Source organism: Synechococcus sp. CBW1108 (genome assembly GCF_015840335.1).
Taxonomy (GTDB): domain Bacteria; phylum Cyanobacteriota; class Cyanobacteriia; order PCC-6307; family Cyanobiaceae; genus Cyanobium_A.
Genome location: NZ_CP060395.1, coordinates 519,889 through 543,317 on the forward strand (window position 1 = coordinate 519,889; position 23,429 = coordinate 543,317).

24 protein-coding genes, 2 tRNA genes and 1 pseudogene are annotated in these 23,429 nt (G+C 66.5%); 15 read left to right on the plus strand and 12 right to left on the minus strand.

Features of this window, described 5'->3' with window-relative positions; all coding sequences use genetic code 11:
- Positions 1-9: 9 nt before the first annotated feature.
- Positions 10-414 (plus strand): annotated as a pseudogene (locus H8F27_RS02735) (DUF308 domain-containing protein); the annotation flags it as partial.
- On the opposite strand, the gene H8F27_RS02740 reads toward H8F27_RS02735, so the two are convergent.
- Entirely contained in the window at positions 370-4,212 is a 3,843-nt protein-coding gene (locus H8F27_RS02740; protein WP_197151075.1) for a hydantoinase B/oxoprolinase family protein, read from the minus strand. The pseudogene H8F27_RS02735 and the gene H8F27_RS02740 sit on opposite strands and share 45 nt — an antisense overlap.
- Positions 4,175-4,666: a YajQ family cyclic di-GMP-binding protein gene (locus H8F27_RS02745; RefSeq protein WP_197151077.1), complete on the minus strand. Its 492-nt coding sequence runs from the start codon at positions 4,664-4,666 to the stop codon at positions 4,175-4,177. Before H8F27_RS02745 ends, H8F27_RS02740 begins: the two co-directional genes overlap by 38 nt.
- Positions 4,667-4,751: 85 nt before the next feature.
- Between H8F27_RS02745 and H8F27_RS02750 the strand changes: the two genes are divergently transcribed.
- Entirely contained in the window at positions 4,752-5,171 is a 420-nt protein-coding gene (locus H8F27_RS02750; RefSeq protein ID WP_197151078.1) for an MAPEG family protein, read from the plus strand.
- A gap of 10 nt (positions 5,172-5,181) precedes the next feature.
- Here the strand turns inward: H8F27_RS02750 and H8F27_RS02755 are convergent, their stop codons facing one another.
- A complete protein-coding gene (locus H8F27_RS02755) occupies positions 5,182-5,694 on the minus strand; it encodes a DNA recombination-mediator protein A (protein WP_197151079.1) in 513 nt (170 codons plus the stop codon).
- 36 nt (positions 5,695-5,730) lie between these two features.
- The gene (locus H8F27_RS02760) at positions 5,731-6,828 is read right to left on the minus strand and encodes a phosphotransacetylase family protein (RefSeq protein WP_197151080.1); all 1,098 of its coding nucleotides are present in this window, start codon (positions 6,826-6,828) and stop codon (positions 5,731-5,733) included.
- A 101-nt stretch (positions 6,829-6,929) separates the two neighbouring features.
- Here H8F27_RS02760 and H8F27_RS02765 point away from each other — a divergent pair, with 101 nt between their 5' ends.
- Complete coding sequence (locus H8F27_RS02765) at positions 6,930-7,670, plus strand: NAD-dependent epimerase/dehydratase family protein (protein ID WP_197151081.1); 741 nt, start codon at positions 6,930-6,932, stop codon at positions 7,668-7,670.
- Positions 7,671-7,693: 23 nt separating this feature from the next.
- Here the strand turns inward: H8F27_RS02765 and map are convergent, their stop codons facing one another.
- Entirely contained in the window at positions 7,694-8,536 is an 843-nt protein-coding gene (gene map / locus H8F27_RS02770; protein ID WP_197151083.1) for a type I methionyl aminopeptidase, read from the minus strand.
- A gap of 119 nt (positions 8,537-8,655) precedes the next feature.
- Here map and rplS point away from each other — a divergent pair, with 119 nt between their 5' ends.
- The 5 genes from rplS (at position 8,656) to gltX (ending at position 11,263) form a co-directional block, all read left to right on the plus strand.
- Entirely contained in the window at positions 8,656-9,120 is a 465-nt protein-coding gene (gene rplS / locus H8F27_RS02775) for a 50S ribosomal protein L19 (protein ID WP_231596480.1), read from the plus strand.
- Positions 9,121-9,213: 93 nt separating this feature from the next.
- Positions 9,214-9,286 (plus strand) — tRNA-Trp (locus H8F27_RS02780).
- 36 nt (positions 9,287-9,322) lie between these two features.
- A complete protein-coding gene (locus H8F27_RS02785) occupies positions 9,323-9,511 on the plus strand; it encodes a hyperconserved protein Hcp (RefSeq protein ID WP_006043540.1) in 189 nt (62 codons plus the stop codon).
- A gap of 141 nt (positions 9,512-9,652) precedes the next feature.
- Positions 9,653-9,726: transfer RNA gene (locus H8F27_RS02790), tRNA-Asp, on the plus strand.
- Positions 9,727-9,817: 91 nt separating this feature from the next.
- Positions 9,818-11,263: a glutamate--tRNA ligase gene (gene gltX / locus H8F27_RS02795; RefSeq protein ID WP_197151085.1), complete on the plus strand. Its 1,446-nt coding sequence runs from the start codon at positions 9,818-9,820 to the stop codon at positions 11,261-11,263.
- Here the strand turns inward: gltX and H8F27_RS02800 are convergent.
- The 3 genes from H8F27_RS02800 to H8F27_RS02810 are packed head-to-tail and all read right to left on the minus strand — an operon-like array spanning position 11,195 to position 13,253.
- On the minus strand, positions 11,195-12,442 hold the full coding sequence (locus H8F27_RS02800) for a cation:proton antiporter (protein WP_197151086.1): 1,248 nt from the start codon (positions 12,440-12,442) through the stop codon (positions 11,195-11,197). The two genes, gltX and H8F27_RS02800, sit on opposite strands and share 69 nt — an antisense overlap.
- Positions 12,439-12,681 (minus strand): hypothetical protein, encoded by a 243-nt coding sequence (locus H8F27_RS02805; RefSeq protein ID WP_197151088.1) that lies wholly within the window; start codon positions 12,679-12,681, stop codon positions 12,439-12,441. Before H8F27_RS02805 ends, H8F27_RS02800 begins: the two co-directional genes overlap by 4 nt.
- Positions 12,639-13,253: a DUF1643 domain-containing protein gene (locus H8F27_RS02810; RefSeq protein WP_197151090.1), complete on the minus strand. Its 615-nt coding sequence runs from the start codon at positions 13,251-13,253 to the stop codon at positions 12,639-12,641. The genes H8F27_RS02805 and H8F27_RS02810 overlap by 43 nt, the downstream gene beginning before the upstream one ends.
- Before the next feature lie 17 nt (positions 13,254-13,270).
- Between H8F27_RS02810 and H8F27_RS02815 the strand changes: the two genes are divergently transcribed.
- The 4 genes from H8F27_RS02815 to cysS are packed head-to-tail and all read left to right on the plus strand — an operon-like array spanning position 13,271 to position 18,580.
- Positions 13,271-13,609, plus strand: a complete 339-nt coding sequence (locus H8F27_RS02815; protein WP_197151091.1) for a nucleotidyltransferase domain-containing protein — start codon at positions 13,271-13,273, stop codon at positions 13,607-13,609.
- Positions 13,606-13,998, plus strand: coding sequence for a HEPN domain-containing protein (locus tag H8F27_RS02820; RefSeq protein ID WP_197151093.1), 393 nt, complete (start codon positions 13,606-13,608; stop codon positions 13,996-13,998). Before H8F27_RS02815 ends, H8F27_RS02820 begins: the two co-directional genes overlap by 4 nt.
- 41 nt (positions 13,999-14,039) lie before the next feature.
- Positions 14,040-17,093, plus strand: coding sequence for a DNA polymerase I (polA, locus tag H8F27_RS02825; protein ID WP_197151095.1), 3,054 nt, complete (start codon positions 14,040-14,042; stop codon positions 17,091-17,093).
- A gap of 11 nt (positions 17,094-17,104) precedes the next feature.
- Positions 17,105-18,580: a cysteine--tRNA ligase gene (gene cysS, locus H8F27_RS02830; protein WP_197151096.1), complete on the plus strand. Its 1,476-nt coding sequence runs from the start codon at positions 17,105-17,107 to the stop codon at positions 18,578-18,580.
- Positions 18,581-18,641: 61 nt separating this feature from the next.
- On the opposite strand, the gene H8F27_RS02835 is transcribed toward cysS, so the two are convergent.
- Both H8F27_RS02835 and H8F27_RS02840 read right to left on the minus strand, forming a co-directional pair.
- Positions 18,642-18,851 carry a hypothetical protein gene (locus tag H8F27_RS02835; protein WP_197151097.1) on the minus strand — a complete coding sequence of 70 codons (210 nt, stop codon included), beginning with the start codon at positions 18,849-18,851 and terminating at the stop codon, positions 18,642-18,644.
- Between the two features lie 90 nt (positions 18,852-18,941).
- A complete protein-coding gene (locus H8F27_RS02840; RefSeq protein WP_231596481.1) occupies positions 18,942-19,838 on the minus strand; it encodes a DUF368 domain-containing protein in 897 nt (298 codons plus the stop codon).
- A gap of 97 nt (positions 19,839-19,935) precedes the next feature.
- On the opposite strand from H8F27_RS02840, the gene H8F27_RS02845 reads away from it, so the two are divergent.
- Complete coding sequence (locus H8F27_RS02845) at positions 19,936-21,186, plus strand: 1-deoxy-D-xylulose-5-phosphate reductoisomerase (RefSeq protein ID WP_197151099.1); 1,251 nt, start codon at positions 19,936-19,938, stop codon at positions 21,184-21,186.
- The gene (locus tag H8F27_RS02850; RefSeq protein WP_197151100.1) at positions 21,186-21,533 is read left to right on the plus strand and encodes a ferredoxin; all 348 of its coding nucleotides are present in this window, start codon (positions 21,186-21,188) and stop codon (positions 21,531-21,533) included. The genes H8F27_RS02845 and H8F27_RS02850 overlap by 1 nt, the downstream gene beginning before the upstream one ends.
- 20 nt (positions 21,534-21,553) lie before the next feature.
- Here the strand turns inward: H8F27_RS02850 and H8F27_RS02855 are convergent, their stop codons facing one another.
- Positions 21,554-22,549, minus strand: coding sequence for a YheT family hydrolase (locus tag H8F27_RS02855; RefSeq protein WP_197151101.1), 996 nt, complete (start codon positions 22,547-22,549; stop codon positions 21,554-21,556).
- A gap of 21 nt (positions 22,550-22,570) precedes the next feature.
- The gene (locus H8F27_RS02860; protein ID WP_197151102.1) at positions 22,571-22,822 is read right to left on the minus strand and encodes a hypothetical protein; all 252 of its coding nucleotides are present in this window, start codon (positions 22,820-22,822) and stop codon (positions 22,571-22,573) included.
- A gap of 7 nt (positions 22,823-22,829) precedes the next feature.
- Here H8F27_RS02860 and H8F27_RS02865 point away from each other — a divergent pair, with 7 nt between their 5' ends.
- A complete protein-coding gene (locus H8F27_RS02865; RefSeq protein ID WP_197151104.1) occupies positions 22,830-23,426 on the plus strand; it encodes a hypothetical protein in 597 nt (198 codons plus the stop codon).
- The last annotated feature ends 3 nt before the right edge of the window (positions 23,427-23,429 follow it).

A 23,429-nucleotide genomic window follows, 5' to 3' on the forward strand; every position in this document is an offset into this window, starting at 1 on the left:
CAGTCGTTCGCCGTTGGCGCCGTATCGGTGATTGCCGGGGTGTCCCAGCTGCTGCGGCTCACTGGCGAAGCCGATATCAAGGGCAAGATTTTCCGGCTACTTTCCGGCTTGCTTTACTTGGCCGGCGGAGTGTGGGTTCTGGCATTTCCGGTCGCCAGCGAAGTGAGCCTCACCCTTTTTGTGGGCTTCCTGCTGGCCTTTGAAGGGGTGATGGAATTGGCCGCCGCCGCCACCGGCCAGGGGGCTGCCCGTGGCCTGGTTCTGATTGATGGCATTGTCACCGCCGTACTCGGCGGCATGCTCATCGCAGAGTGGCCCTCCGACAGCATCTGGGCAATCGGCATGCTGTTTGGCATTGGTCTGGCCTTTTCAGCCATCAACCTGCTCACCGCCCCCCGCCAGGCGGCCACCTGATCCGACCAACCCATAGCCGCCCCCGCCTGGGGTTTCGATGCGCAGGGCCTCACCAGGCCCCAGCTCCAGCTCGCAGCAGCCCGGCAGCGGCCTGATCGAACCATCCGGGCCGATCAGGCTGTTGCGTCCGCAGGCCCCCGCTCCCCCGCCAGCCAAGCCGGCGGGGGCCACTCGCCGGGATCCGGAAATGAGCGCGGCGGCCATCGGCTCAAGAAAGCGCAGTTGCCTCACCACACCGTCGCCGCCCCGGAAAGCGCCCGCGCCCCCCGAGCCCTGGCGAATCGCAAACCGTTCCACCCTGATCGGATAGCGGGTTTCGAGGATCTCCGGATCGGTTAGGCGCGAATTGGTCATGTGGCTCTGCACAGCGGAGGCCCCGGCAAAGGGCTCACCGCCTGGCCGGCGACCGGCGCCGGTGCCGCCACAGATCGTTTCGTAGTACTGAAGCTGGGCATTGCCGAAGCTGAGGTTGTTCATCGTGCCCTGGGCTGCCGCCTGCACCCCAAGCGCCAGGAACAGGGCATTGGTGGCCGCCTGGGAGATTTCCACATTGCCCGCCACCACCGCCGCTGGAGCAAGCGGATGGAGCAGGGAACCCTCCGGCACCACCAGGTCAATGGGCTCGAAGCAGCCGGCGTTGAGCGGAATCGCCTCCCCCACCAGGCAACGGAAGACATAGAGCACCACCGCCTTGGTGACGGCCAAGGGGGCATTGAGATTGCCATCGTGCTGGGGGGAGGTGCCGCTGAAATCCACCCGGGCCCGGCGTGCCGCCGCATCGATCTGCACGGCCACCCGGATCTGGCCGCCATGGTCGAGCTCAACTTGGGCCTCATAGGTATCCGAGGCCTGGCCGCTGCCCAGCCCCGCAATCACCCGGGCCACCGCCTCTGCCCCATTGGCCAGGACATGGGCCTGATAGGCCCGCACTTCCTCCAGGCCATGGCGGCCAATCAGTCGCTCCAGCCCATCGACCCCCAGGCGATTGGCTGCCGCCTGGGCCTGGAGATCGGCGAGCAATTGGTCGGGGTTGCGTACCGGATGGCACCCCGCTGCGAAGCGTTGCCGCCAGCTGGCCTCCTCGAAGCCGCCATCGGTGAGAAAAAGAACGTTGTCCAGCAGCAGACCCTCATCGGCGATGGTGCGGCTGAAGGCCGGCATCGAGCCCGGGTTGATTCCGCCCACATCGGCGTGGTGGCCCCGCGAGGCCACAAAGAACAGGGGGGCCCCATCGACAAACACCGGTGTGATCGCCGTGATGTCCGGCAGGTGGGTACCGCCGTTGTAAGGGTTGTTGGAGAGCACCACGTCCCCTGGGGCAAGGGGGGGGCGATCGCCGCGGGCGATGGCCTCCAGCAAGCTGGCCACGCTGTCGCCCATCGAGCCCAGATGGACCGGGATATGGGGGGCATTGGCCACCAGTCGGCCGGCGCTATCAAAGAGGGCGCAGGAGAAGTCGAGCCGTTCGCGGATATTCACCGAGCGGGCGCTCTGCTGCAGCCGCACCCCCATCTGCTCGGCAATGGCGGAGAAGCGGTGGTTGTAGAGCTCCAGCAGGGTGGGGTCTGGCCCTACGGCAGGGCGAGCGGACGCACCAGGGCAGGCCAGGGGGGAAGCCAGCCGCTCCAGCAGCAGGGCCCCGTCGGCCAGCAACTGCGCCTGCCAACCGGGCTCCAGCACGGTGGTGCTGGTCAGATCCAGCACCAGGGCGGGGCCCTCCAGGTGTTGGCCAGGCTGCAGCTGGGACCTCCGCCAGAGGGGCACCGCCTGCCAGCCGGCCTCCTCACCCAGCCAGAGGCGGCTGGTTTGGGCCAGGGGGGGCATGCCGGCAGGCCCATCCGGCCGGGGGGAGCCCCCTGGCATGGAGCCAACTGGCATGGACCCTGCTGCCGGGGGTATCGGGGTAGCCGGAGTCAGCGCCACCAGCAGCCGTTCCACGATCAAATCGTCGACGCCGGGGCGGTAGCCATAGCGCTGCTGGTAGCTATCAGCAAAGGCCTCCTGCAGCTCAGCCACTCCTGCCCCTGCGCTGGGCTCCTGCAGCGACCAGCCCACCTCCAGCCCCTGCTCGCTGGCGGCGGCCCGGATCTCAAGCCGCACCCCAACCCGGGGCGGCATCGCCGCGGGGCCAAGCCCGGCAAGGGCCCCGGCAACTAGCTCGACACCCTGTTGCCGCAACAGGGGCAAGGAGGCGGCCCGCAGGGGCAAGCGGGGCGAGCACTCCAGCAGCCGGGCCTGCTCGGCCATGCCCAGGCCGTAGGCAGATAGCACCCCGGCCAGGGGGTGGAGCAGCACCCGCTGCAGGCCCAGCAGCTCGGCCAGGCGGCAGGCGTGCTGACCTCCTGCTCCGCCGTAACTCACCAGCAGGGCCTCGCGCAGGTCGTGGCCGCGCTGAATTGAGATCCGGCGCAGGGCCTCAGCCATGGTTTCCACCGCGATCTGGAGGGCGCCGGCCGCCACCCGCTCCGGCGTGATGCCTGGGGCCGCCGCCGCCATGGCAGTGGCCAGCTCGGAGAAGCGCTGCCGCACCGCCTCTCCATCGGCGGGTTGGTCGGCGGTGGGACCAAACACCGCCGGCAGGGCAGCGATCGGCAGCCGGCCCAGCAGCAAATTGGCATCGGTGATCGTGGCCGGCCCGCCGCGGCGGTAAGCCGCCGGCCCCGGGTCGGCCCCGGCTGAGGCCGGCCCCACCTGCAGCCGCTGGCCATCGAAACGCAAGATTGATCCCCCACCGGCTGCCACCGAGTGAATGGGCAGCATCGGAGCCTGGAGTTGCAGCCCGACGATCTCGGTGCAGGGGCTGCGCTCCCAGGCCAGATCCCCCCGCCGCCCGTCGAAATGAAACACGTCGGTGGAGGTGCCACCCATGTCGAAGCCAACGATGGGCTGGGGCGGCAAGCCCGCGAGCCCCAGGGCCCGCTGGGCCACGGCCACCGCCCCCACCATGCCGCCGGCGGGACCGGAGAGGATCGTGTCCTTGGCCAGCAGCTCCTGCGGATCCGCCAGGGTTCCGCTGGAACACATCACCCGCAGCCGGGTTGCTGGCCCCAAGGCCAGCTGCACCTGGTTCAGGTAGCGCCGCAGCACCGGCGCCACCGCCGCCTCCACCAGGGCGGTCTGACCGCGGGGCACCAGCCGGGGTTGGCTGCTGAGCCGGTGGGAGAGCACCACCGCCCCAAACCCCAGGGGTGCAAGCCAATCCCCCAGCCTTTGCTCATGGCAGGGATTGCTGGTGCTGTGCAGCAGGGCAACGGCGCAGCTGCTGAAGCCGTCGGCCTGGGCACGGCGCAGCGACTGGCCCAGTTGCTCCGTGAGCTGCAGGGGCTCGAGCTCGGCGCCGTCAACCGCCAGGCGCCCCTCCACCTCCAACACCCGCACCCGCAGGGGCTGGGGACGCTCAATCGCCAGGGCAAAAAGATCGGGGCGGTGCTGATCGCCGATGCTGAGCAGGTCGGCAAAGCCGCGGTTGATCAGCAGCACCAAGCCAGCGCCACGCTGCTCCAGCAGGGCATTGGTGGCAACGGTGGTGCCCAGGCGCACCTCCTGCACCAAGCCCTCCGGCACGGGCTGGCCCGGCGCCAGGCCCAGCACGGCCCCGATCGCCTTCACCGCCGGGTCGCCCGGGCAATCGGCCTGCACCGACAGCACCTTGCGCACCACCAGCTCACCGGCGGGGCTGCAGCCCACCACATCGGTGAAGGTGCCGCCCCGGTCGATCCAGAACCGCCAACCGGGGGTTGGGCAGGCCGGCTGCACTGGCTCAGCGGTAATTCTCAAACTGGAGCGGCACCTCCACATCCTGGGCCTTGAGCAGGTTGATGGCCTGCTGCAGGTCGTCCTTGTTCTTGCCGGTGATCCGCAGGCTGTCGCCCTGGATCGAGACGGTGACCTTCTTGAGCTCGTCCCGCACGGTTTTGCTTAGCTGCTTGGCCAGCTCCGAGCTGAGCCCCTTGCGCAGTTTCACCACCTGCTTGACCCGGTTGCCGCCCACGGGCTCGGGGGTCTGGAAGTCGAAGATCTTCAGCGAGAGATTGCGCTTGGTGGCCTTCTGGCGCAGCACATCCTCCACGGCCTGGAGGGTCATGTCGCAGGCGGTGGTGATCGTGAGGCTTGCTTCCTCCACGTCTATCTCGGTGGCCGAATCCTTGAGGTCGTAGCGGGTGCCGACGTCGCGGCGCACCTGGTCAATCGTGTTGACGAGCTCCTGGCGATCAAAATCACTCACCACATCGAAGGAATAGGTGTCGGCCATGGGGCTGGTTCGGCTGGACGAAGACGTCTGCGGATCGTAGATGCGGCCTGCCAACCTGGACCCACAGTCCGCTCCGCCAGCCGCCATGACCGCCAACCTCGCCCCCTTTGCCTGGTCGTTGTTGCTGGCCGCCGGCGTGGTGGTGTTCAGCACGGTGCCCCTGGGGGCCGCCCGCTCCCAGGCCAATTTCCAGATGGACGATCTGGCGGCACCGCGGGCGATGTTCGAGCGGCTACCGGCCTGGGGCAAGCGGGCCGCCTGGGCGCACCAAAACTGCTTCGAAGCCTTCACGCTGCACGCGCCCGCTGCCCTGCTGTGCCTGGTGACTGGTGTCAGCAGCCCGGTAGCGATAGCCGCGGCCTGGATCCATCCCCTGCTGCGCTTGGCCTACATCGGCATGTACGTGGGCAACGTGCCGCCCCTGCGCGGCCTCTGCTGGGCGGGCGCCCTGACCTGCAGTGGCTTGCTCTACGTCGAAGGCCTAAAAGCGCTGCTGGGCTCTTAAGAAAACAGATTTAGTCGAAGAACATGACGCTCACCACCTTGCCCATGTCTTCGGCCACACGGCAGCTGGCCAGGAGGGTCTCGCTGTCGTGGAAGGCATAGCAGATCAGCTGGTCACAGCGGGTGATGATCTCGTGGTTGCAGAGGCTGCTGGCCATCGGCAGGGGCAATTCGTCGTGCTCAGGCTTCTCCACCAGGTGCAGCACCTGCTCCAGCTGCTCCCGGGATTCGCCAGGCTGGCGATCCAGGCTCTGGGGCAGCAGCACGGTGAGCCGGGCCGGATCAATCTCCAGCACGCTGCGGATCACGGCCGCATTCACCCCCTGGGAGCCGGAGGTGATCAGGTTGTGCCCCTCCTGGGCCAGGGAGCGGGCCACCAGCTCCACCAGATGGATCGAAACCACAGGCACGTGGCGACTGCCCAGGATGGCAATCCGGCGTTTGCCCCGGTCCTGGAGCATGGCCAGTTCCTGGGCAAGGGTGTCGATCCGGCCCAATGCCGGAAGATCAAGGGACCGGGTCACCTGTAGCCCTCTGCCTGCACCCCGAAAATAGCAGCGTTATTTAGCCAGCGCGGGCAACTGCAACCTCGTGAACAGCCGCTCAAAATCGCAGTGCTCTGCCACCAACCGAAAGGCAAAGCTGGCCTTGACCGCCTCGTGCAGACGCACGTGACCAAAGGCCTGCTCAATCACTTCCACGGTGGTGAGGGTGTCATGTTCCACCTTGAGCAGGGGCACCTCCAGCTCCTCGGCCCGGTTGATCAGCTGGGGCAGGGGCTCTGCGGCCCCTGTGAGGATCAGACATTGGGTTGATGCCTCCAGGGCGGCCAGCTGGATATCGGTGCGGTCCGCACCGGTCACAACCGCCATGTTGCGGCGGCGACGGAAAAATTCCATCGCCGAGTTGACATTCATGGCTCCGATTGAGAGGGTTTCAACCAGCAGGTCGAGCCGCTCGGGGCAACAGAGCACCTTGGCCCCGAGCCGCAGAACCAGCTCCTCCACCGTGACGCTGCGCAGCAGGGGGCTCTGGGGCATCACCCCCAGCACCGGCAGTCCCAAGCGCTCGAGGGCAGGCACCATGTCGGCGCGCAGGGGCCCAACCAGCTGGGGTTGAACGGCATTGAGCACCACCCCGGCCAGACGGTCACCCAGCCAGGCCCGAGCCGCCAGCAGGGGATCAACGCTGCTGCTGTCGACCCAGGGATGCACCAACAGCACCTGGGCCCCCATCCCCTCAGCCAGCTGGGGCAGGCTGAGGCCGTAGAGCAAACCCTCAGCCATGCTGCCGCCAGCTTCCAGCAGGGTGAGGCCATCGCTAAAAGCTGCCAGCTGCAAAATCTGTTCGCTGAAGCCGGCCCCCGGATCCAGGTTGCCCTGCAACAAACGCTGCTGGGCCTGCTGGGGGTCGGCAACCTGGAGGGAGGGGATCAGCTGGCTGTCAGGCAGCCCCAGGGTGGCCCCCACAAAGCGCACATCCGCATCGAGCAGTGGGGTACCAACCGGCATCTCGGCAGGGGAATCCAGGCTGGTGGCCAGGGGCTTACCGAAGCGAACCTCTACCCCTTGGCGGAGCAGCTGGCGAGCGAGCCCAAGCACCACGGCGGATTTGCCGCTAAAGGGTTCACAGGAACCAACCAGCAAGGTGGGGGCCATCGGGTCAACCTCGCTGGGGCTCAGCTGGTGGGAATTTAGGCGGTTGTTTCCATACCGACCTGCTCCATGCTGGCGCGTCAGGGGTCGTTAGCGCCAGGCTCATGTCGAGTTGCCAGGATCAATGCACCGTTGCCGTCACAGGGGCAAGTGGCAGCTTCGGCAGGGCCCTGCTGCGTCGCTGGCCCCGCCAGGATGTCCACCTGGTGGGGCTCACCAGTAGCCCAGAGCCGCTGGATCTGCGCGATGAAGCCGGAGAGCCGATCCCCCTCGAGCAGGTGGTCTGGCGGATCGGCGAGGAGTGGGCCCTGCGGCCGGTGCTGGAACGGGTGGATGTGCTCGTGCTCAACCATGGCATCAACCAACCCCAGGCCCGCAGCCGCGCAGCCACCGGCCAGGCCCTGGAGGTGAATGCCCTCAGCAGCTGGCGGCTGCTGGAACTGTTTGCCGAGGTCGTGCAGCAACGCGCCGCCGCCCGCCGCCAGGCAGAGGTTTGGGTCAACACCTCCGAAGCGGAGATCCAGCCGGCCCTGAGCCCGCTCTACGAGCTCAGTAAACGGCTGCTGGGAAACCTGGTGAGCCTGCGGGCCCTAGACCTCGGCGGCAGCCAGGGGCCGCTGCGCATCCGCCGGTTGGTGCTGGGGCCCTTCCGCTCTGCCCTCAACCCGATTGGCTTGATGGGGGCCGATTTCGTGGCCGGCCAGGTGCTGGCCCAGGCCCGGCTGGGCTGCAACCTGATCATCGTCAGCCCCAACCCCCTCACCTACGTGCTGATGCCACTCAGCACCCTGAGCCGCTGGCTTTACTTCCGGCTGCTGACGCGGGCTGCTGACGAGAGCTGCTGACAAGAGCTGAGGGCTGAGCTGGCCTAGAAATCCCGGTCGGTGAGAATCTCGCAACCGTCGCTGCCAACGGCGATGGTGTGCTCCCACTGGGCCGACCAACTGCCATCGGCCGTCACCACGGTCCAGCGGTCCCTAAGGGTGCGGCAGGCCTTGCTGCCGGCATTGAGGATCGGCTCCACCGCCAGGGTCATGCCCGAACGCAACTTCATGTTGGGCAGATCCCTGGTGCGGAAATTGAACACCGATGGCTCTTCGTGCAGGTTGCGGCCAACCCCATGGCCGGTGTAGTCCTCGACGACGGCGAAGCCGTGAGCTTCGACGTGGTCTTGAACGGCGCCGGCGATATCCAGCAGGGTGTTGCCCGCCTTGATTTGGGCCAAGCCCCGCATCAGGGATTCCTGAGCCACGCGGCAGAGGGTCTGAGCTTCCTCACTGGCACCTTGGCCGACGCAGAGGCTCACACAGCTGTCCCCGTGGTAGCCGTCGAAGTAAGCCCCCGTATCGATCTTGAGCAGATCGCCGGCCTGGATCACCCGCTTGCTGCTGGGGATGCCGTGCACCACCTCGTTGTTGATCGAGGCGCAAATGCTGGCAGGGAAGCCGTGGTAGCCCTTAAAACTGGGAGTGGCTCCCATTTCGCGGATGCGCTTTTCGGCATGGCTGTCGAGGTCGCCGGTGGTCATGCCAGGGGCCGCCAGCTCCAGGAGCTCACGCAGCACCGTGGCCACGATCCGGCTGGCCTGGCGCATCGTGGCGATCTCCCGGGCGCTCTTGATCTCCACGCCCCGTCTGCCCTTCTGGATGCGGGGGCCTGTCTCCAGGACTGGGGTTTTGGTGGTAGCCAGCAGATCGGCAAACAGATTCATGCTGGGAGCTCGAGCCGCGATGGACACATCTGAGATCAAGCTACCAATGGCGGGGAGGTGCTGCGGGCTCCCCGCCGGCCGGTACACTGAGGGATTGGCCAGGCCTAAGCGGAGTTGAGATGGCAACGGAGACGACCGACAACCAGACCGAGAACCAGCCGGAAAATCCAGCTGAGATTCCTGAAACCGGTCCAGTGGCGGTGAAAACCAAGGTCACCACTGGCAAACTCAGCGCCCAGGAGCTGATTCGAGCCTTCGAGGCCGAACAACTCAAGAGCGAGTTGCCCGAGATTTATGTGGGCGACACCGTGAAGGTGGGCGTGCGGATCCGTGAGGGCAACAAGGAGCGCGTCCAGCCCTACGAGGGCGTGGTTATTGCCAAGCGCCACGGCGGTCTCAACGAGACCATCACCGTGCGGCGCATCTTTCAGGGCATCGGCGTGGAACGGGTCTTCATGCTCCACAGTCCCCAGGTGGCCTCCGTGAAAGTGGAGCGCCGCGGTAAGGTGCGTCGGGCGAAGCTCTTCTATCTGCGTGATCGGGTGGGTAAAGCCACACGGGTCAAGCAACGCTTCGATCGCTGAGGCTGCGGCGGGTCTGCCCATATGTCTGGAGAGTTTCTCCCCAGTCGTATTGGTTCCCGCCCATTGGCCTCATGTTTACGGGGCATCGGCATTGCGCCGTTAGTTCAGTTGGTAGAACGCAGGTCTCCAAAACCTGATGTCGGGGGTTCAAGTCCTCCACGGCGCGTTCGATGCTCCAATCTGCAGTTTCCTGGTTTCGAGCATGGAGTTGGATTTACAACCCGGAGATGTGGTGAAGGTGCTCGAGTCAGCGGCTCTGGGCTGGGTGCGAGCCCGCGTGATCCGGGTCAAGTCCGGTGGTCGAGTGGTGGTTCAAAGCGACCAGGGGCGTGAATTCACCGCCCGTGGCAACCAGGTGCGTCTGATCGAGCCCGCCGGATTCAGGCCCTGAGGGGCCGTTGACGGCGGGCAGGGTGGCGATGGATACTTCTTATGTCGGTGAGTCGGCGCAATCGGGCCTGCCCCGAATCGGACTCTTGACTGGGGATTCAGACTGGAAAACCAGCCTGAGTATTCAAATCAGACCAGACTTGGGACTGTAGTTCAACCGGTTAGAGCACCGCCCTGTCACGGCGGAAGTTGCGGGTTCGAATCCCGTCAGTCCCGTTTATTTAATCCGAGCCGTTCATAAATCGGAGCCCCTTTCACTGAATTGGAGAACGTCTGCGTGAAGTTTGCCAGTGCAGCTGGATCTGCGGTGCGAGTACGCCTTGCCCCCAGCCCCACGGGAACCCTGCACATCGGCACGGCCCGCACTGCAATGTTCAACTGGCTGTTCGCCCGCCGCCAGGGCGGCCAGTTTCTGCTGCGCATTGAAGACACCGACAGCGCCCGCAGCAAGCCCGAATACACCGCCAACATCCTCGAAGGGCTGCAGTGGCTCGGGCTGGACTGGGATGGCGAGCCCGTGATCCAGAGCGAGCGGATCGGCGAGCACCGGGCCGCGATCCAGCGGCTACTGGATGGTGGCCACGCCTACCGCTGCTTCGCCAGCGAAGCTGAACTCACCGCCATGCGGGAGCAGCAGGCCGCCCACAAGCAGGCCCCCCGCTACGACAATCGCCACCGCGACCTGAGCGCCGAGCAGCAACAGGCCTACATCGCCGAGGGGCGCCAGGCCACGATCCGCTTCCGCATCGCCGACGCCGCCAGCATCACCTGGAGCGACCTGGTGCGCGGGGAGATGGCCTGGAAGGGCAGCGACCTGGGCGGGGACATGGTGATCGCCCGCCGGGCCCCGGCCGATCAGATCGGCGACCCGCTCTACAACCTGGTGGTGGTGGTGGACGACATCGCCATGGCCATCAGCCACGTGATCCGCGGCGAAGACCATATCGCCAACACCGCCAAGCAGCTGCTGCTCTACCAGGCCCTCGCCGCCGAGCCGCCGGTATTTGCCCACACACCCCTGATCCTTAACCAGGAGGGCAAAAAGCTCTCCAAGCGCGATGGCGTCACTTCGGTGAGCGAATTTCGGGCCATGGGCTACACCGCCGAAGCCCTGGCCAACTACATGACCCTGCTGGGCTGGTCGCCGCCGGAGGGCATGGGGGAACGCTTCAGCCTGGCCGAGGCGGCAGCGGTGTTTGACTTCGAGCGGGTCAACCGGGCCGGGGCCCGCTTCGACTGGGAGAAACTCAACTGGCTCAACGGCCAGGTGCTGCACGGCCTCGGCCCCGAGAGCCTGCGCCAGCAACTGCTGCCCCTGTGGGCAGAGCACAGCTGGGGCACCGAACCTGGCAGCGCCTGCGCTGATCCCGCCTGGCAGATTGACCTCTGCAGCCTGATCGGCCCCTCCCTCACCTTGCTGGCCGATGGGGTGGAGCAGGCCCGCCCCTTTTTCACCACCCCCGAGCTGGAGCAAGCCGCCGAAACCCAACTGGCCACCGACGGAGCCAGAGCTGCCCTGGCGGCCCTGCTGGAGAGCCTGCTGAAACTCTCGCCGGAGGCCCCCCTGGAGGCCGACCAGGCCCAGGCCCTGCTCCTGGAGGCGGCCACGGCGGCTGGAGTTAAAAAAGGGGTGATCATGAAGACCCTGCGGGCCTCCCTGCTGGGCAGCCTCCAGGGCCCCGACCTACTGATCACCTGGCTGTTGCTGCACCGCAGCGGCGCCGACCGGGCCCGGATCAGCCGCTGCCTCTAGGCCCAGGCGGCGGGCCAGGGGGCCGGCGCTGAGGCCCTGCAGGCCCACGGTGAGCAGGATCGTCAGAAACACAAGCCCCTGGAGGCGGCCAGCCCCCGCAACTCCCGCCTGCTCGAGGCGGATGGCAAATAGGCTTGCCACGGCGGCGGTGACAATGCCCCTGGGCGCCAACCAGGCCAGCAGGGCCCGCTGGGGCAGGCTGAAATCCAGGCCCCAGGTGGCCAGGCCGATCGCCACGGGGCGCACCACAAGCATCAACACCAGCACGCAGGCCACCCCACCCCAGCCCAGGGGGCTGAGTTCGGCCCAGCTCACATCGGCGGCCAGCAAGGGGAAGAGCATGGTGATCGCCAGCTGGGCCAACTGACGGATCAGCCCATCGAGCTCGGCCGCATCCGTATCCGGCCTGCGGCCGACCACCACCCCGGCGGCCACCGCCGCGGGCAGGCCCGATTCGGGCAGCCACAACTCGCAGCCGCTGAACATCAGAAAAAGACTGCCCAGGGTGAGCTGGAGCCGCAGGGCGCCGGCCGCCTGGGCGGGGATGCGGCTGAGGGCTTCGGCCAGCAACCAGCCACAGCCAGCACCGATCAGCACCCCACCGCCAAGCCTTTGCAGCAGGCCCAGGGCCAGCTCCCGCCAGCCATGCAGATCGCCGAGGGCCAGCTCAAGCAGCAGCAGGGCCAGCACGGCCCCGATCGGCTCGAGCACCAGCCCCTCCCCCTCCAGCACCTCGCCCAGGGGGGCTGCCAGGCGAATCTGGCGCACCAGTGGAGTCACCACGGTGGGGCCGGTGGCCAGCACAATGGCGCTGAACACCGCTGCCAGCGACCAGTTCAATCCCGCCAACCAGTGGGCCGCCAGCAGGCCGGCCGCAAGGGCGAGCACCAGCCGCACCAGCACGATGCGCAGCACGGCTTGGCGGGTGCCGTCATCGGGCAGGCGCAGGTTGATGCCGCCATCGAACAGCACCAGGCTCACCAGCAGGCCCACCACCGTGCCCAGCCCTGCCCCGAGGTCGAGGGGTTCGACCAGGCCAAAGCCCGAGCGCCCGATCACCAGGCCGGCACTGAGCAGCAACACCACGCCCGGCAGACCGGTGAGCCAGGCAAGCCCCTGGGCCACCGCACCGGCAAACACGGTGACGCCCCAGAGCAGCCCCAGCCGCTCAGGTGTCATTCATCAAGGGCATTGAACTTGGGCTCCACATGAATTCCAATCACCGCCGCAGGCCTTACCACCAGATATTCACCCTCCAGATCCGCCAGCGGCACATTCACGAAGGTATCGGGAGCCGAAGCGTTCAGCACACTCCCATACCACTGCTGAAAGGCCTCCAGGGTGTGGAAATGGACGGTTTCGCTCTGCCCCCCACTCAGGTGCAGATGAACGGCATAGCGGCGGGGGAGGGCAGACATGGGGTCTTGGCGGGCAACGGATTAGCGGGCAGCAGTCCGGTGGTGTCCTCAGGATGGCCCAGGCTCCCTGGGTTGGGGCAGGTGAGTGGCTGCAGCGCAACATCGCCGGCAACATAGAGAGGATGGCGGGGCTGGCCGGCGGCGGTGAGGCCCAGGGCCCAGAGGTCCCGGCCCTGCAACAAGGCCAGCACCTCCTGATCGCGCCCCCGCCAGGCGCCCTGGTTGCCCCAGCCCAGCCAAAGCGCCGCCTGGGGATGGGCCACCAGGCGTTGCTGCAGCCAGGCATCGGCCTGGGCACCCACCGGATCGGCGGCGCGGCGCAACACCGGCGGCGAAGGGCTGACGCGGGCAAACAGGTTGAGCACCTCGAGGCTGCCGAAGCCCCAGCGCTGGCCAAACCCCACCAACCGCCGCAGGGTGGGATCGTCGCACTGGCCACCGGCCCGCGAAGGATTGAGGCCGATGAACAGCAGCCGTGGCGCCGCCGGCTGCCACACCCGCTCCAGCCACCAGCGGTAGCGGCCGCAGGGGCTGAAGGCGGCGCTGCCGCTGACGATGACCACCTGCCCCATCGACCTAGCATGGAACGATGCCCAGCCTGGCCGCCATTCGCGAACAGGGCCACAGCGCCCGCCTAAGGGCGCTGCTCGCAGGCGCCGCAGAGGTCGCCGCCAGCCAGCCGGGCGGCGAGGTGTGGCTATTTGGCTCGCTGGCCCGCGGCGATTGGGATGCCTGCTCAGACGTTGACCTACTGGCCATCGCCCCCAACCAGCAGCTGGCGGATGCCCTGGCAGATGCGCTGCTGGGCGCCCGTCTGGGTGACGACGTGCTGGCCCTCAGCCAGGAGCGCTGGAAGCAGCTTCGTAGCGGTGACGATCCCTACTGGCAGGCCATCGGCCGCGACGCCCTGCGCCTGGATCAGCCGTGACTCCCCGGGTTGAAGCCTGGATCCGCCAGGCGAACAACGATCTGGAAGCGGCGGGCCTAACGGCCGGCCAGGGGTTCCATGCCCAGGCCTGCTACCTGGCGGGTCAGGCCGCCGAAAAGGCGCTCAAGGCCCTGGTGCTGGCAGCCGGGATCACCCCGCCCTACAGCCACTCCCTCGAGAAACTGGTGGAGCTATTGCAACAGCAGGGCCTGGATCTCCCAGGCCTGGCTGAGCTGCATCTCAAGGCGCTAACCCGCATGAATAGCGCCAGCCGCTACCCCCAAGGCGATGAGGCGCCGGCTGATCTCTTCGATGCCAACGACAGCACCACTGCCCTGGGCACCGCGGAGGCCGTGGTGCGGATCGCCATGGCCCAACTGCAAGCCTGAGCTCTGGCAGGCTGACCCGACCCATCACCCCTTGCAGCAACGTGGCCCCTGGCACCAAGCCCCTGCTGCTGCTGATCGACGGCCACTCCCTGGCCTTCCGCAGCTTTTACGCCTTTGCCAAGGGGGGCGACGGGGGGCTGAGCACCAAGGCGGGGGTGCCCACCAGCGTCACCTACGGCTTCTTAAAGGCCCTGCTCGACAACTGCAAGGGCCTCAAACCCAATGGCCTGGTGGTGGCTTTCGACACGGCCGAGCCCACCTTCCGCCACGAGGCAGATACGGCCTATAAGGCCCACCGGGATGTGGCGCCGGAGCACTTCTTCGCCGACCTGGCCAACCTGCAGCAGATCCTGGCCGAGAGCCTCGACATCCCCCTGGCGATGGCGCCCGGCTATGAAGCAGACGACGTGCTCGGCACCCTGGCCAACCGGGCGGCGGCAGAAGGCTGGCGGGTGCGGATCCTCTCGGGCGACCGCGATCTGTTCCAGCTGGTCGACGACGAGCGTGACATCGCCGTGCTCTACATGGGCGGCGGCCCCTATGCCAAAAACAGCGGGCCGCTGGAGATCCGCCGCGACGGCGTGATCGCCAAGCTCGGCGTGACGCCAGACGAGGTCGTTGACCTCAAGGCGCTCACGGGCGACAGCTCCGACAACATCCCCGGCGTCAAGGGCGTGGGCCCCAAAACCGCCATCAATTTGCTGAAGGAGTTTGAGCATGTCGATGGCATCTATGCCGCCCTCGACCAGCTGGCGGCCGCGGGAGCCAAGGCCACCCAGGGCAGCCTCAAGGGTGCCCTAATCGAGAAGCTGCGCGCCGACCGTGAAAGCGCCTATCGCTCGCGCATGCTGGCCGAGATTCTGATCGACATCCCCCTACCCAGTGAGCCGCGGCTGGAGCTGGGGGCAGTGCGGGCCGAAGCCCTGGCCAGCAGCCTGGAGGAGCTGGAGCTGTACAGCCTGGTGAAACAGGTGCCCAACTTCGCCCAGCTGTTCTCGGCCGTGCCGCCGGAGCCCAGTGAGGGATCCAGCCCCGCGGGCGGCAAGGCCGTCACAGCCGCCATTCACGCGGTTTCGGCTGGTGAAACAGCTCCCGATCAGCCGGACAGCAAGGGGCTGCCTGCCCTCGAGCCCCAGCTGATCACCAGCGCCGAGGCCCTGGCCGCCCTGGTGCAGCGCCTCAACGGCTGCACAGATCCGGGCCGCCCCGTGGCCCTAGACACCGAAACCACCAGCCTCAATCCCTTCCAGGCCGAGCTGGTGGGGGTGGGCGTGGCCTGGGGAGATGGCCCGGGGGAACTGGCCTACATCCCGATTGGCCACCATCTCCCCGAGCAGCAGCGCGAAGCGAGCGGGGACATCCAGGAGCTTCTGAAGATCCCTTCTGGAACCTCAACAGAAAGCGCTCCAGGAGGTTGTACAGATGTACAACCTCCTCAACAGGTTCAGCAACTATCCCTCGCTGTGGTGCTCACCGCCCTGGCCCCCTGGCTGGCCAGCGCCGCCCACCCCAAAGCGCTGCAAAACGCCAAATACGACCGGCTGATCCTGATGCGCCACGGCCTGCCCCTGGGCGGGGTGGTGATGGACACCCTGCTGGCCGATTACCTGCGCGATGCCGGCGACAAACACGGCCTTGAGGCGATGGCAGAGCGCAACTTCGGCTTTAGCCCCACCAGCTATGGCGAGCTGGTGCCCAAGGGCGCCAATTTTTCAGCGGTGTCGATCGAGGCCGCGGCCCACTACTGCGGCATGGATGTGCACCTCACCTGGCGCCTGGCCCTGCTGCTGCGCAAGGAGCTGATCGCCATGGGCGCGGCCCTGCCCCAACTGCTCGACCAGCTGGAGTTGCCGCTGGAGCCGGTGCTGGCCCAGATGGAGGCCACCGGCATCCGCATCGACACCGCCTACCTGGGCGAGCTGAGCACCGAGCTCAAAATCACCCTGGATCGCCTCGAGGGCGAGGCGAAGGCGGCCGCCGGGGTGGACTTCAACCTCGCCTCCCCCAAACAGCTGGGCGAACTGTTGTTCGACACCCTCGGGCTCGATCGCAAGAAATCGCGCAAGACCAAAACCGGCTGGAGCACCGATGCGGTGGTGCTCGAAAAGCTCGAAGATGCCCACCCGGTGGTGGCCCTGGTGCTGGAGCACCGCACCCTCAGCAAGCTCAAGAGCACCTATGTGGATGCCCTGCCGGCCCTGATGGAGCCGGAGACGGGTCGAGTGCACACGGATTTCAACCAGGCGGTAACCGCCACCGGCCGGCTCTCCAGCAGCAATCCCAACCTGCAAAACATCCCGATCCGCACTGAGTTTTCCCGCCGGATCCGCAAGGCCTTTTTGCCCCAGGAGGGCTGGAGCCTGATCAGCGCCGACTACTCCCAGATCGAGCTACGCATCCTGGCCCACCTCTGCGGCGAAGCGGTGCTGGTGGAGGCCTACCGCAGCGGCGACGACGTGCATGCCCTCACAGCCCGGCTGCTGCTCGAGAAGGACACCGTGACGCCGGATGAGCGCCGCCTGGGCAAGACGATCAACTTCGGCGTGATCTACGGCATGGGCGCCCAGCGTTTCGCACGCGAAACAGGCGTCAGCCAGGCCGAAGCCAAAGACTTTCTGCTCAAATACAAGCAGCGCTACCCGAAGGTGTTCGCCTTCCTGGAATTACAAGAGCGGCTGGCCTTGAGCCGGGGCTATGTGGAAACGATCCTGGGCCGGAGGCGACCCTTCCACTTTGACCCCAACGGCCTGGGCCGCCTGCGCGGCAAGGATCCCCTAGAGATCGAGCTGGAGGTGGCCCGCCGCGGCGGTATGGAAGCCCAGCAACTGCGGGCCGCCGCCAACGCGCCGATCCAGGGTTCCAGCGCCGACATCATCAAATTGGCCATGGTGCAACTGCACCAAGAGCTAGCGGCGGCCCAGCTACCGGCAAGACTTTTGCTGCAGGTGCACGACGAACTGGTGCTGGAGGCAGCGCCTGAAGCCCTCGAAGCGGTGCTCACCTTGACGCGTGAAACCATGGAGCGGGCCGTGGCCCTCACCGTGCCCCTCGTAGTCGAAACCGGCGTCGGCCCCAACTGGATGGAAGCCAAGTAACCAGCAGCTCAATGACCCTGCGCCTCACCAACACCCTTACGCGCCGCATTGAACTGTTCGAGCCCCTGGTACCCGGCCAGGTGAGCATCTACTGCTGCGGCGTCACGGTCTACGACCTCTGCCACCTGGGCCATGCCCGCAGCTACATCGCCTGGGATGTGCTGCGCCGGTATCTGCTCTGGAGCGGCTTCGCCGTCACTTTTGTGCAGAACTACACCGACATCGATGACAAGATCCTGAACCGCGCCGCCGAGGAGGGCAGCTCGATGCAGGCGGTGAGTGAGCGCAATATCGAGGCCTTCGTGGCCGACATGGCCCGGCTAAATATCCTGCCGCCCGACCGTATGCCGCGGGCCACCCAAAGCCTGGACGCCATTCGCAGCCTGATCACCGAGCTGGAAGCCAAGGGGGCGGCCTACAGCGCCGATGGCGATGTTTATTTCGCCGTGATTAAACACGCCGGTTACGGCAAGTTGAGCGGCCGCGATCTAGCTGAGCAACAGGACAATGCCGCTGGGCGGGTGGCCACGGAGGAAGAAGCCCGCAAGCAGCACCCCTTCGACTTTGCCCTCTGGAAGGGCACCAAAGCGGGCGAGCCCAGCTGGGAATCCCCCTGGGGCCCCGGCCGACCCGGCTGGCACATCGAGTGCTCAGCGATGGTGCGCGAGGAGCTGGGCGACACGATCGACATCCACCTCGGTGGCGCCGACCTGATCTTTCCCCACCACGAAAACGAGATCGCCCAGTCGGAGGCGGCCACTGGCCATGAACTGGCTCGCTACTGGCTGCACAACGGCATGGTCAATGTGGGCGGCCAGAAGATGTCCAAATCCCTGGGCAACTTCACCACCATCCGTGCCCTGCTGGATTCGGGCGTCTCGCCGATGACGCTGCGCCTGTTCACACTCCAGGCCCACTACCGCAAACCGCTCGATTTCACCGCCGAAGCCCTCGAGGCAGCCGCCACCGGCTGGAAGGGCCTCAACGCCGCCCTGGGTCTGGTGGGCAGCGAAAGCGCCGCGGCCGCCGCCACTAGCCTCGCGGAGCTTCCCCCAGAGCTCGCCGCCGCCCGCCAGCGCTTTGCCGCCGCCATGGACGACAACCTCAACACCTCTGCTGCCCTGGCGGTGCTGTTCGAGCTGGCCAAACCCCTGCGGGCCCTGGCCAACCGACTGGAGCGGGGCGACGGGGCCGCCGCAGACGCAGCCGCCACCCCGGCCCTGGTGGCCCAGGGCCAGCTGCTGCTGGAGCTGGCGGGGGTGCTGGGCCTCCAGCATGAGCCGGCAGCCGAGAGCCCGGCCGCTGGCCCAGGCTCGAGTGCAGCCAGCCCCAGCGATGCCGAGATCGAAGCCCAGATCCAAGCCCGCCTAGCCGCCAAGGCAGCCCGCGACTTCGCAGAAGCCGACCGGATCCGCGACGGCCTCAAAACCCAGGGGATCGAGCTGATCGACCGGCCCGGCGGCGTCACTGAGTGGATTCGGAGCTAAGTGAATTGGGCCTGAGTGAATTGGGCTGGGGGACTGGGCTGGCCTGATCGGCACAAACAACTCAGCTTCCAGGCGGACGCTGTTGGCCCTGCATCATTCGCTCGATCTTGCGAAGCCGCTGCAGGGTGGTGGTCCACACCTCCTTCTGAAAACCGGGCGGACAGTTCTCCACCAGCGCCTCCAGGTCTTCCTTGCGCTCGAAGGCCTCCCACAGCTGCCGCTCCAGCCGGGCCCGCTCAATGAAGTTCCAGCGCTGCAGAAAGGCGTTCAAAGGCCAAGGGCGGGGGCATCTCGAGCCTAATCAGCCCGCCCCGCGGCCGATCAGGTCCGCGTGGAAGCGGGCCGGGGCCATCGACAGGTCTCAGCCGCCCATTTCAGCCACACCCACCCGCTGCTGCAGCCACTCCAGGCCCACCACCAGCAGCACCCCAATCGCCCCCAGCAGCAGGGCCACCAGCAGGGCCGAAGCACTTGGCGGCGCTGCCAGGGCATCGCGCAGCACGATCAGCTTGCCCTTGGCATTGGTGCTGCTCTCGAGCACGGTGCGGAACGGCCAGATCTTCCAGAGCGAGCCGGCCATCACCCCCACTAACAGGGCCACGGTCTGGCCGTGCCAGCGGGCCAGCAGCCAGCGCAGCACCCGCACAAAGGCGATCAGCCCGGTGGCACATCCCAGGGCGAAGGGCAGCAGCACAACCAGGTCGAGGCCCTTGACCGCCTCCATCACGTGCTGGTACTGACCCAGCACCAGCAGCAGGAAGGAGCCGGAAATCCCAGGCAGGATCATCGCCATGATTGCCACCGCCCCGCTCCAGAAGATAGTGAAAGGGTCGTGGGGCATGGTCACCGGCACCCGGGTCACAAAAACCAGGGCCCCGGCAGCCCCCAGCGCCATCGCCACCAGGCCGCTGGCACCCCAGTGGGCATGGCGGGCAATCAGCACGATCGAGCCCACGATCAAACCGAAGAAGAAGGCAAATAGAAACACCGGGTGCTGGACATATAGCCAGGTGATCGGTCGCACCAGCAGCAGCACCGAGCCGAATATCCCCGCCAGCAGGGGCAGCAGGAAACCCAGATGCGCCCGTGCCGCCGCCGCCCCCCACTGCCCCGCAGCGAACAGTTTGAGCAGCTCCAGATCGAAGCCCGCAATGGCCTCCAGCAGGGTGGAGTAGATGCCGAGGATGAAGGCCATCGAACCGCCGCTGACACCCGGCACCACGTCGGCAGCCCCCATGGCCAGGCCACAGAGCAGCACGTACCCACGCGGCAACGGGGCTTGTGGAGGAGGAGCTGCGGTCATCGGGAAGGAGCGGTGGGAGACTGATGTGCCGAAACCTTAAGGGCCCCCCACCGTGAAAGCCCTCTCCGTGCTCGGCTCCACCGGCTCGATCGGCACCCAGACCCTGGAGCTGGCCGAAGAGTTTCCCGATCGCTTCAAGGTGGTGGCCCTCACCGCCGGCAACAACCTCGACCTGCTGGTCGACCAGATCCGCCGCCACGCCCCGGAGGTGGTGGCCCTGGCCAACGGCGATCGCGTTGGCGAATTGCGCGAGCGCCTCCACGCCCTTGAGCCCGCCGCCAGGCCAGAGCGCCTGCCGGAGCTGCTGGGGGGCAATGAGGGCCTCTGCGCGGCCGCCGCCTGGCCCACGGCCGATCTGGTGGTCACCGGCATCGTTGGCTGCGCCGGCCTGCTGCCCACCCTGGCGGCGATCAAGGCCGGCAAGGATCTAGCCCTGGCCAACAAGGAAACTCTGATCGCCGCCGGCCCCGTGGTGCTGCCCGAGCTGGCGAAGAGCGGCTCGCGCCTGCTGCCTGCCGATTCCGAGCATTCCGCCATCTTCCAGTGCCTGCAGGGCACCCCCTGGGCCGACACGGCCCGCCTCTCCACCGGAGTGCCGACTCCAGGCCTGCGCCGCATCCAGCTCACCGCCAGCGGCGGCGCCTTCCGCGACTGGCCCCCCGAAGACCTCCACAAGGCCACCGTGGCCGACGCCACCAGCCATCCCAATTGGACGATGGGCCGCAAGATCACCGTCGATTCGGCCTCCCTGATGAACAAGGGGCTAGAGGTGATCGAGGCCCACTACCTATTTGGCCTCGACTACGACCACATCGAGATCGTCGTGCACCCCCAGTCGATCATCCACTCGATGGTGGAGCTGGCCGATTCCTCGGTGCTGGCCCAGCTGGGCTGGCCAGACATGAAGCTGCCGATCCTCTACTGCCTCAGCTGGCCCGAACGCCTGGAAACCCCCTGGCGCCGCCTGGATCTCACCGAGGTGGGCTCCCTCACCTTCCGCGCTCCCGACCCGGCCCGCTACCCCTGCATGGAGCTGGCCTACGCGGTGGGGCGCGCCGGCGGCACAATGCCGGCGGTGATGAACGCCGCCAACGAGCAGGCCGTGGCCCTCTTCCTCGAAGAGCAGGTGCATTTCCTCGATATCCCCAGGCTGATCGACGGGGTGTGTGATCGCCACCGGGCCGATCTGACGGCCAACCCCTCCCTGGACGACGTCCTGGCCATCGACGCCTGGGCCCGGCAGGCGGTGCATGAAGCTGCAGCCCGGCTGAATGCCAAGACCCCGGCGGCGCTGCCGGTCTGATGCCCGTCTCCCACCACCTGCTGCTCTGCGCCACCCCCAGCAACGCCCTCTGCTGCCCAGATTCCGCCATCGGCGCCGCCAGCTGGGCGGCCCTCAAGCGCCTGGTGCGAGAACTGGGCCTGGAGGATCCGGCCCGACCCGGCGGCATCGTGCTGCGCACCAAGGCCGATTGCCTGCGGGTCTGCGCCGCGGGCCCCGTGCTGCTGATCTGGCCCGAGGGAATTGTCTATGGGGGCGTCACGCCAGAGCGGATGGAGCGGATCGTGCGCGAACACGTGATCGGCGGCCGGATCGTTGGGGAATGGGTTGTGCAGCGCTATCAACTACAAATCCAGCCCACGGGTTGAAAAGGGCTGGTCCATACTTTTCAGAGAAAGCCAGCCGGAAGCTCTCGACACCGCCTTGCCAGCCACTCGGCAACGTGGCAGTCAGCCCAGCTGGCGTCGGGCGGATCGGCCGCGCCATGGAAGCCGTTGTGGCCGCCCCAACGCGGCAGCAAAATCTCTCTATTTTCAAATTGCTGGCCGGCCAGTGCCACGAGCGAACCGGCGGGAACCAAGGGATCATCCAGGGCATGGATCAGCAACAGGGGCGGTAGGGAGGCCCCTGAGCAAAGCCCCCCCAGGGGAGAGGCCTCCCTGTAGTAGTGGTCCACGTTCGCGTAGCCCCAGCCGGGTGCGGTGATCAGGGCATCAAAGTCTCGAATCGTGGCGATCCGAGCGAGCCTGCTCACTCTGGCTGGTGCGATCGCCTGGGGATCGGCCAGGGCCAGGCGGATCAGGCCCCGCACCATATGCCACTGGTAAAGAGCGTTGCGGGGTCGGGCGATCTGACGCGCGCAAGCACCCAGATCCAGGGGGCTGCTGACGCAGGCAAGTCCATCAAGGCCGCCCGGGTGCTCCAACAGGGCGTTGAGCAGCACGGTGCCCCCCAGGGAGAGGCCCACCCCCAGCAAGGGCCGGCCCCGGGCCCGTTCCCTCAAAGCCGTCAGAACAGGAATCAGATCTCGATTGCAGGCGGCCGCATAGGTACCCGAGGCCAGGGAGCGCCCCTCGCCAGCACCCCGCAAATTCAAACGCCAAACAGCGAACCCTTTGAGAACAAGTAAACGGGCCAGTCGCCGCACGCCAGGGCGATCACTGCTGCCGCCAAGGCCATGCACCAACAGCACCCAGCCCCAGGGATCCTGCAGCAAGGGCAGATCCAGCTTGAGCAGCAGGGAACCCCCATCTGGGGCCCTGATCAAAAGGCGCTGAGCCGTATCGGCAGGGCAGCGGGGAACCATCAAGGTGTCCCGCTGGGTCTGCAGATCGCCACCGATCCAGGGCCAGCGCTGTTGGCAGCCAGACACAAGATCAGCCATTGATCTCAAGGCACAGGCCTGCTAAATTAAATAGTATTTACAGTAGACAGCCGTGGTGAAGATTCCGTCGCTTTCCATATCGGGCCCTGTATCAATTTCGGCCTCTGTATCAATCTCGATCATTTGCACAGCCGCTTTCCACCCTTCACTTGCGGCGGCCCAAACCCTCAGGCCAGCAGCAAGCCTGCCTGATAACCCGAATCGGCATGCAAGGCCCTTCAACCATGACATTTCATCCAGCTTGACCAGCCAAGATTCAATCCCAGCGCCCACCTGGGAATTGGGCCAACCCGCCAATACCAAGCCTGGCTCAACCTGGCAAAAAGCTTCCCCTCTCCCTACAAACTCATCGCCAGATTGGCAGCCAGTGCCAACGACTGAACAGCCAGCCGCCCAGCCAACACCAGCTGTTCAGCTAGGTGATCAGCCAAAGCCCTCGGCTCAAACTTCGCTTGCACCCTGGATTGTGGGACTGGGGGGCGGCGTACGCATCGGTGTCGGCAATGACGAACCAACCGACGGAATGGTCTATGGCCGCATTGGCAGAGAAATTGGCAAAGATGCGGCAATTTCATTGCGCCCGGCCTACATTTTCGGAAACGTTGGTTCTGATGGCTCCTCAAACAACCAAGGCGCCTTCCAGATGCCCCTGACACTTGATCTCTATCCAAATAGCCCAGTCAGCCCCTATGCCGGCGTTGGCGTGGCAACCAATACAGACAGCAATGGCAATGCTGATGCCATGATCACAGGTGGCCTGGACATCAATCTTGTCAAACACCTGAGCTTGAGCCTGGGCTTAAATTATATACTTGAAGGCTCCGATCAAGACAACAGAGATGTCGAAGCCTTTACCGTTCTCTATTATAGGTTTTAGCAA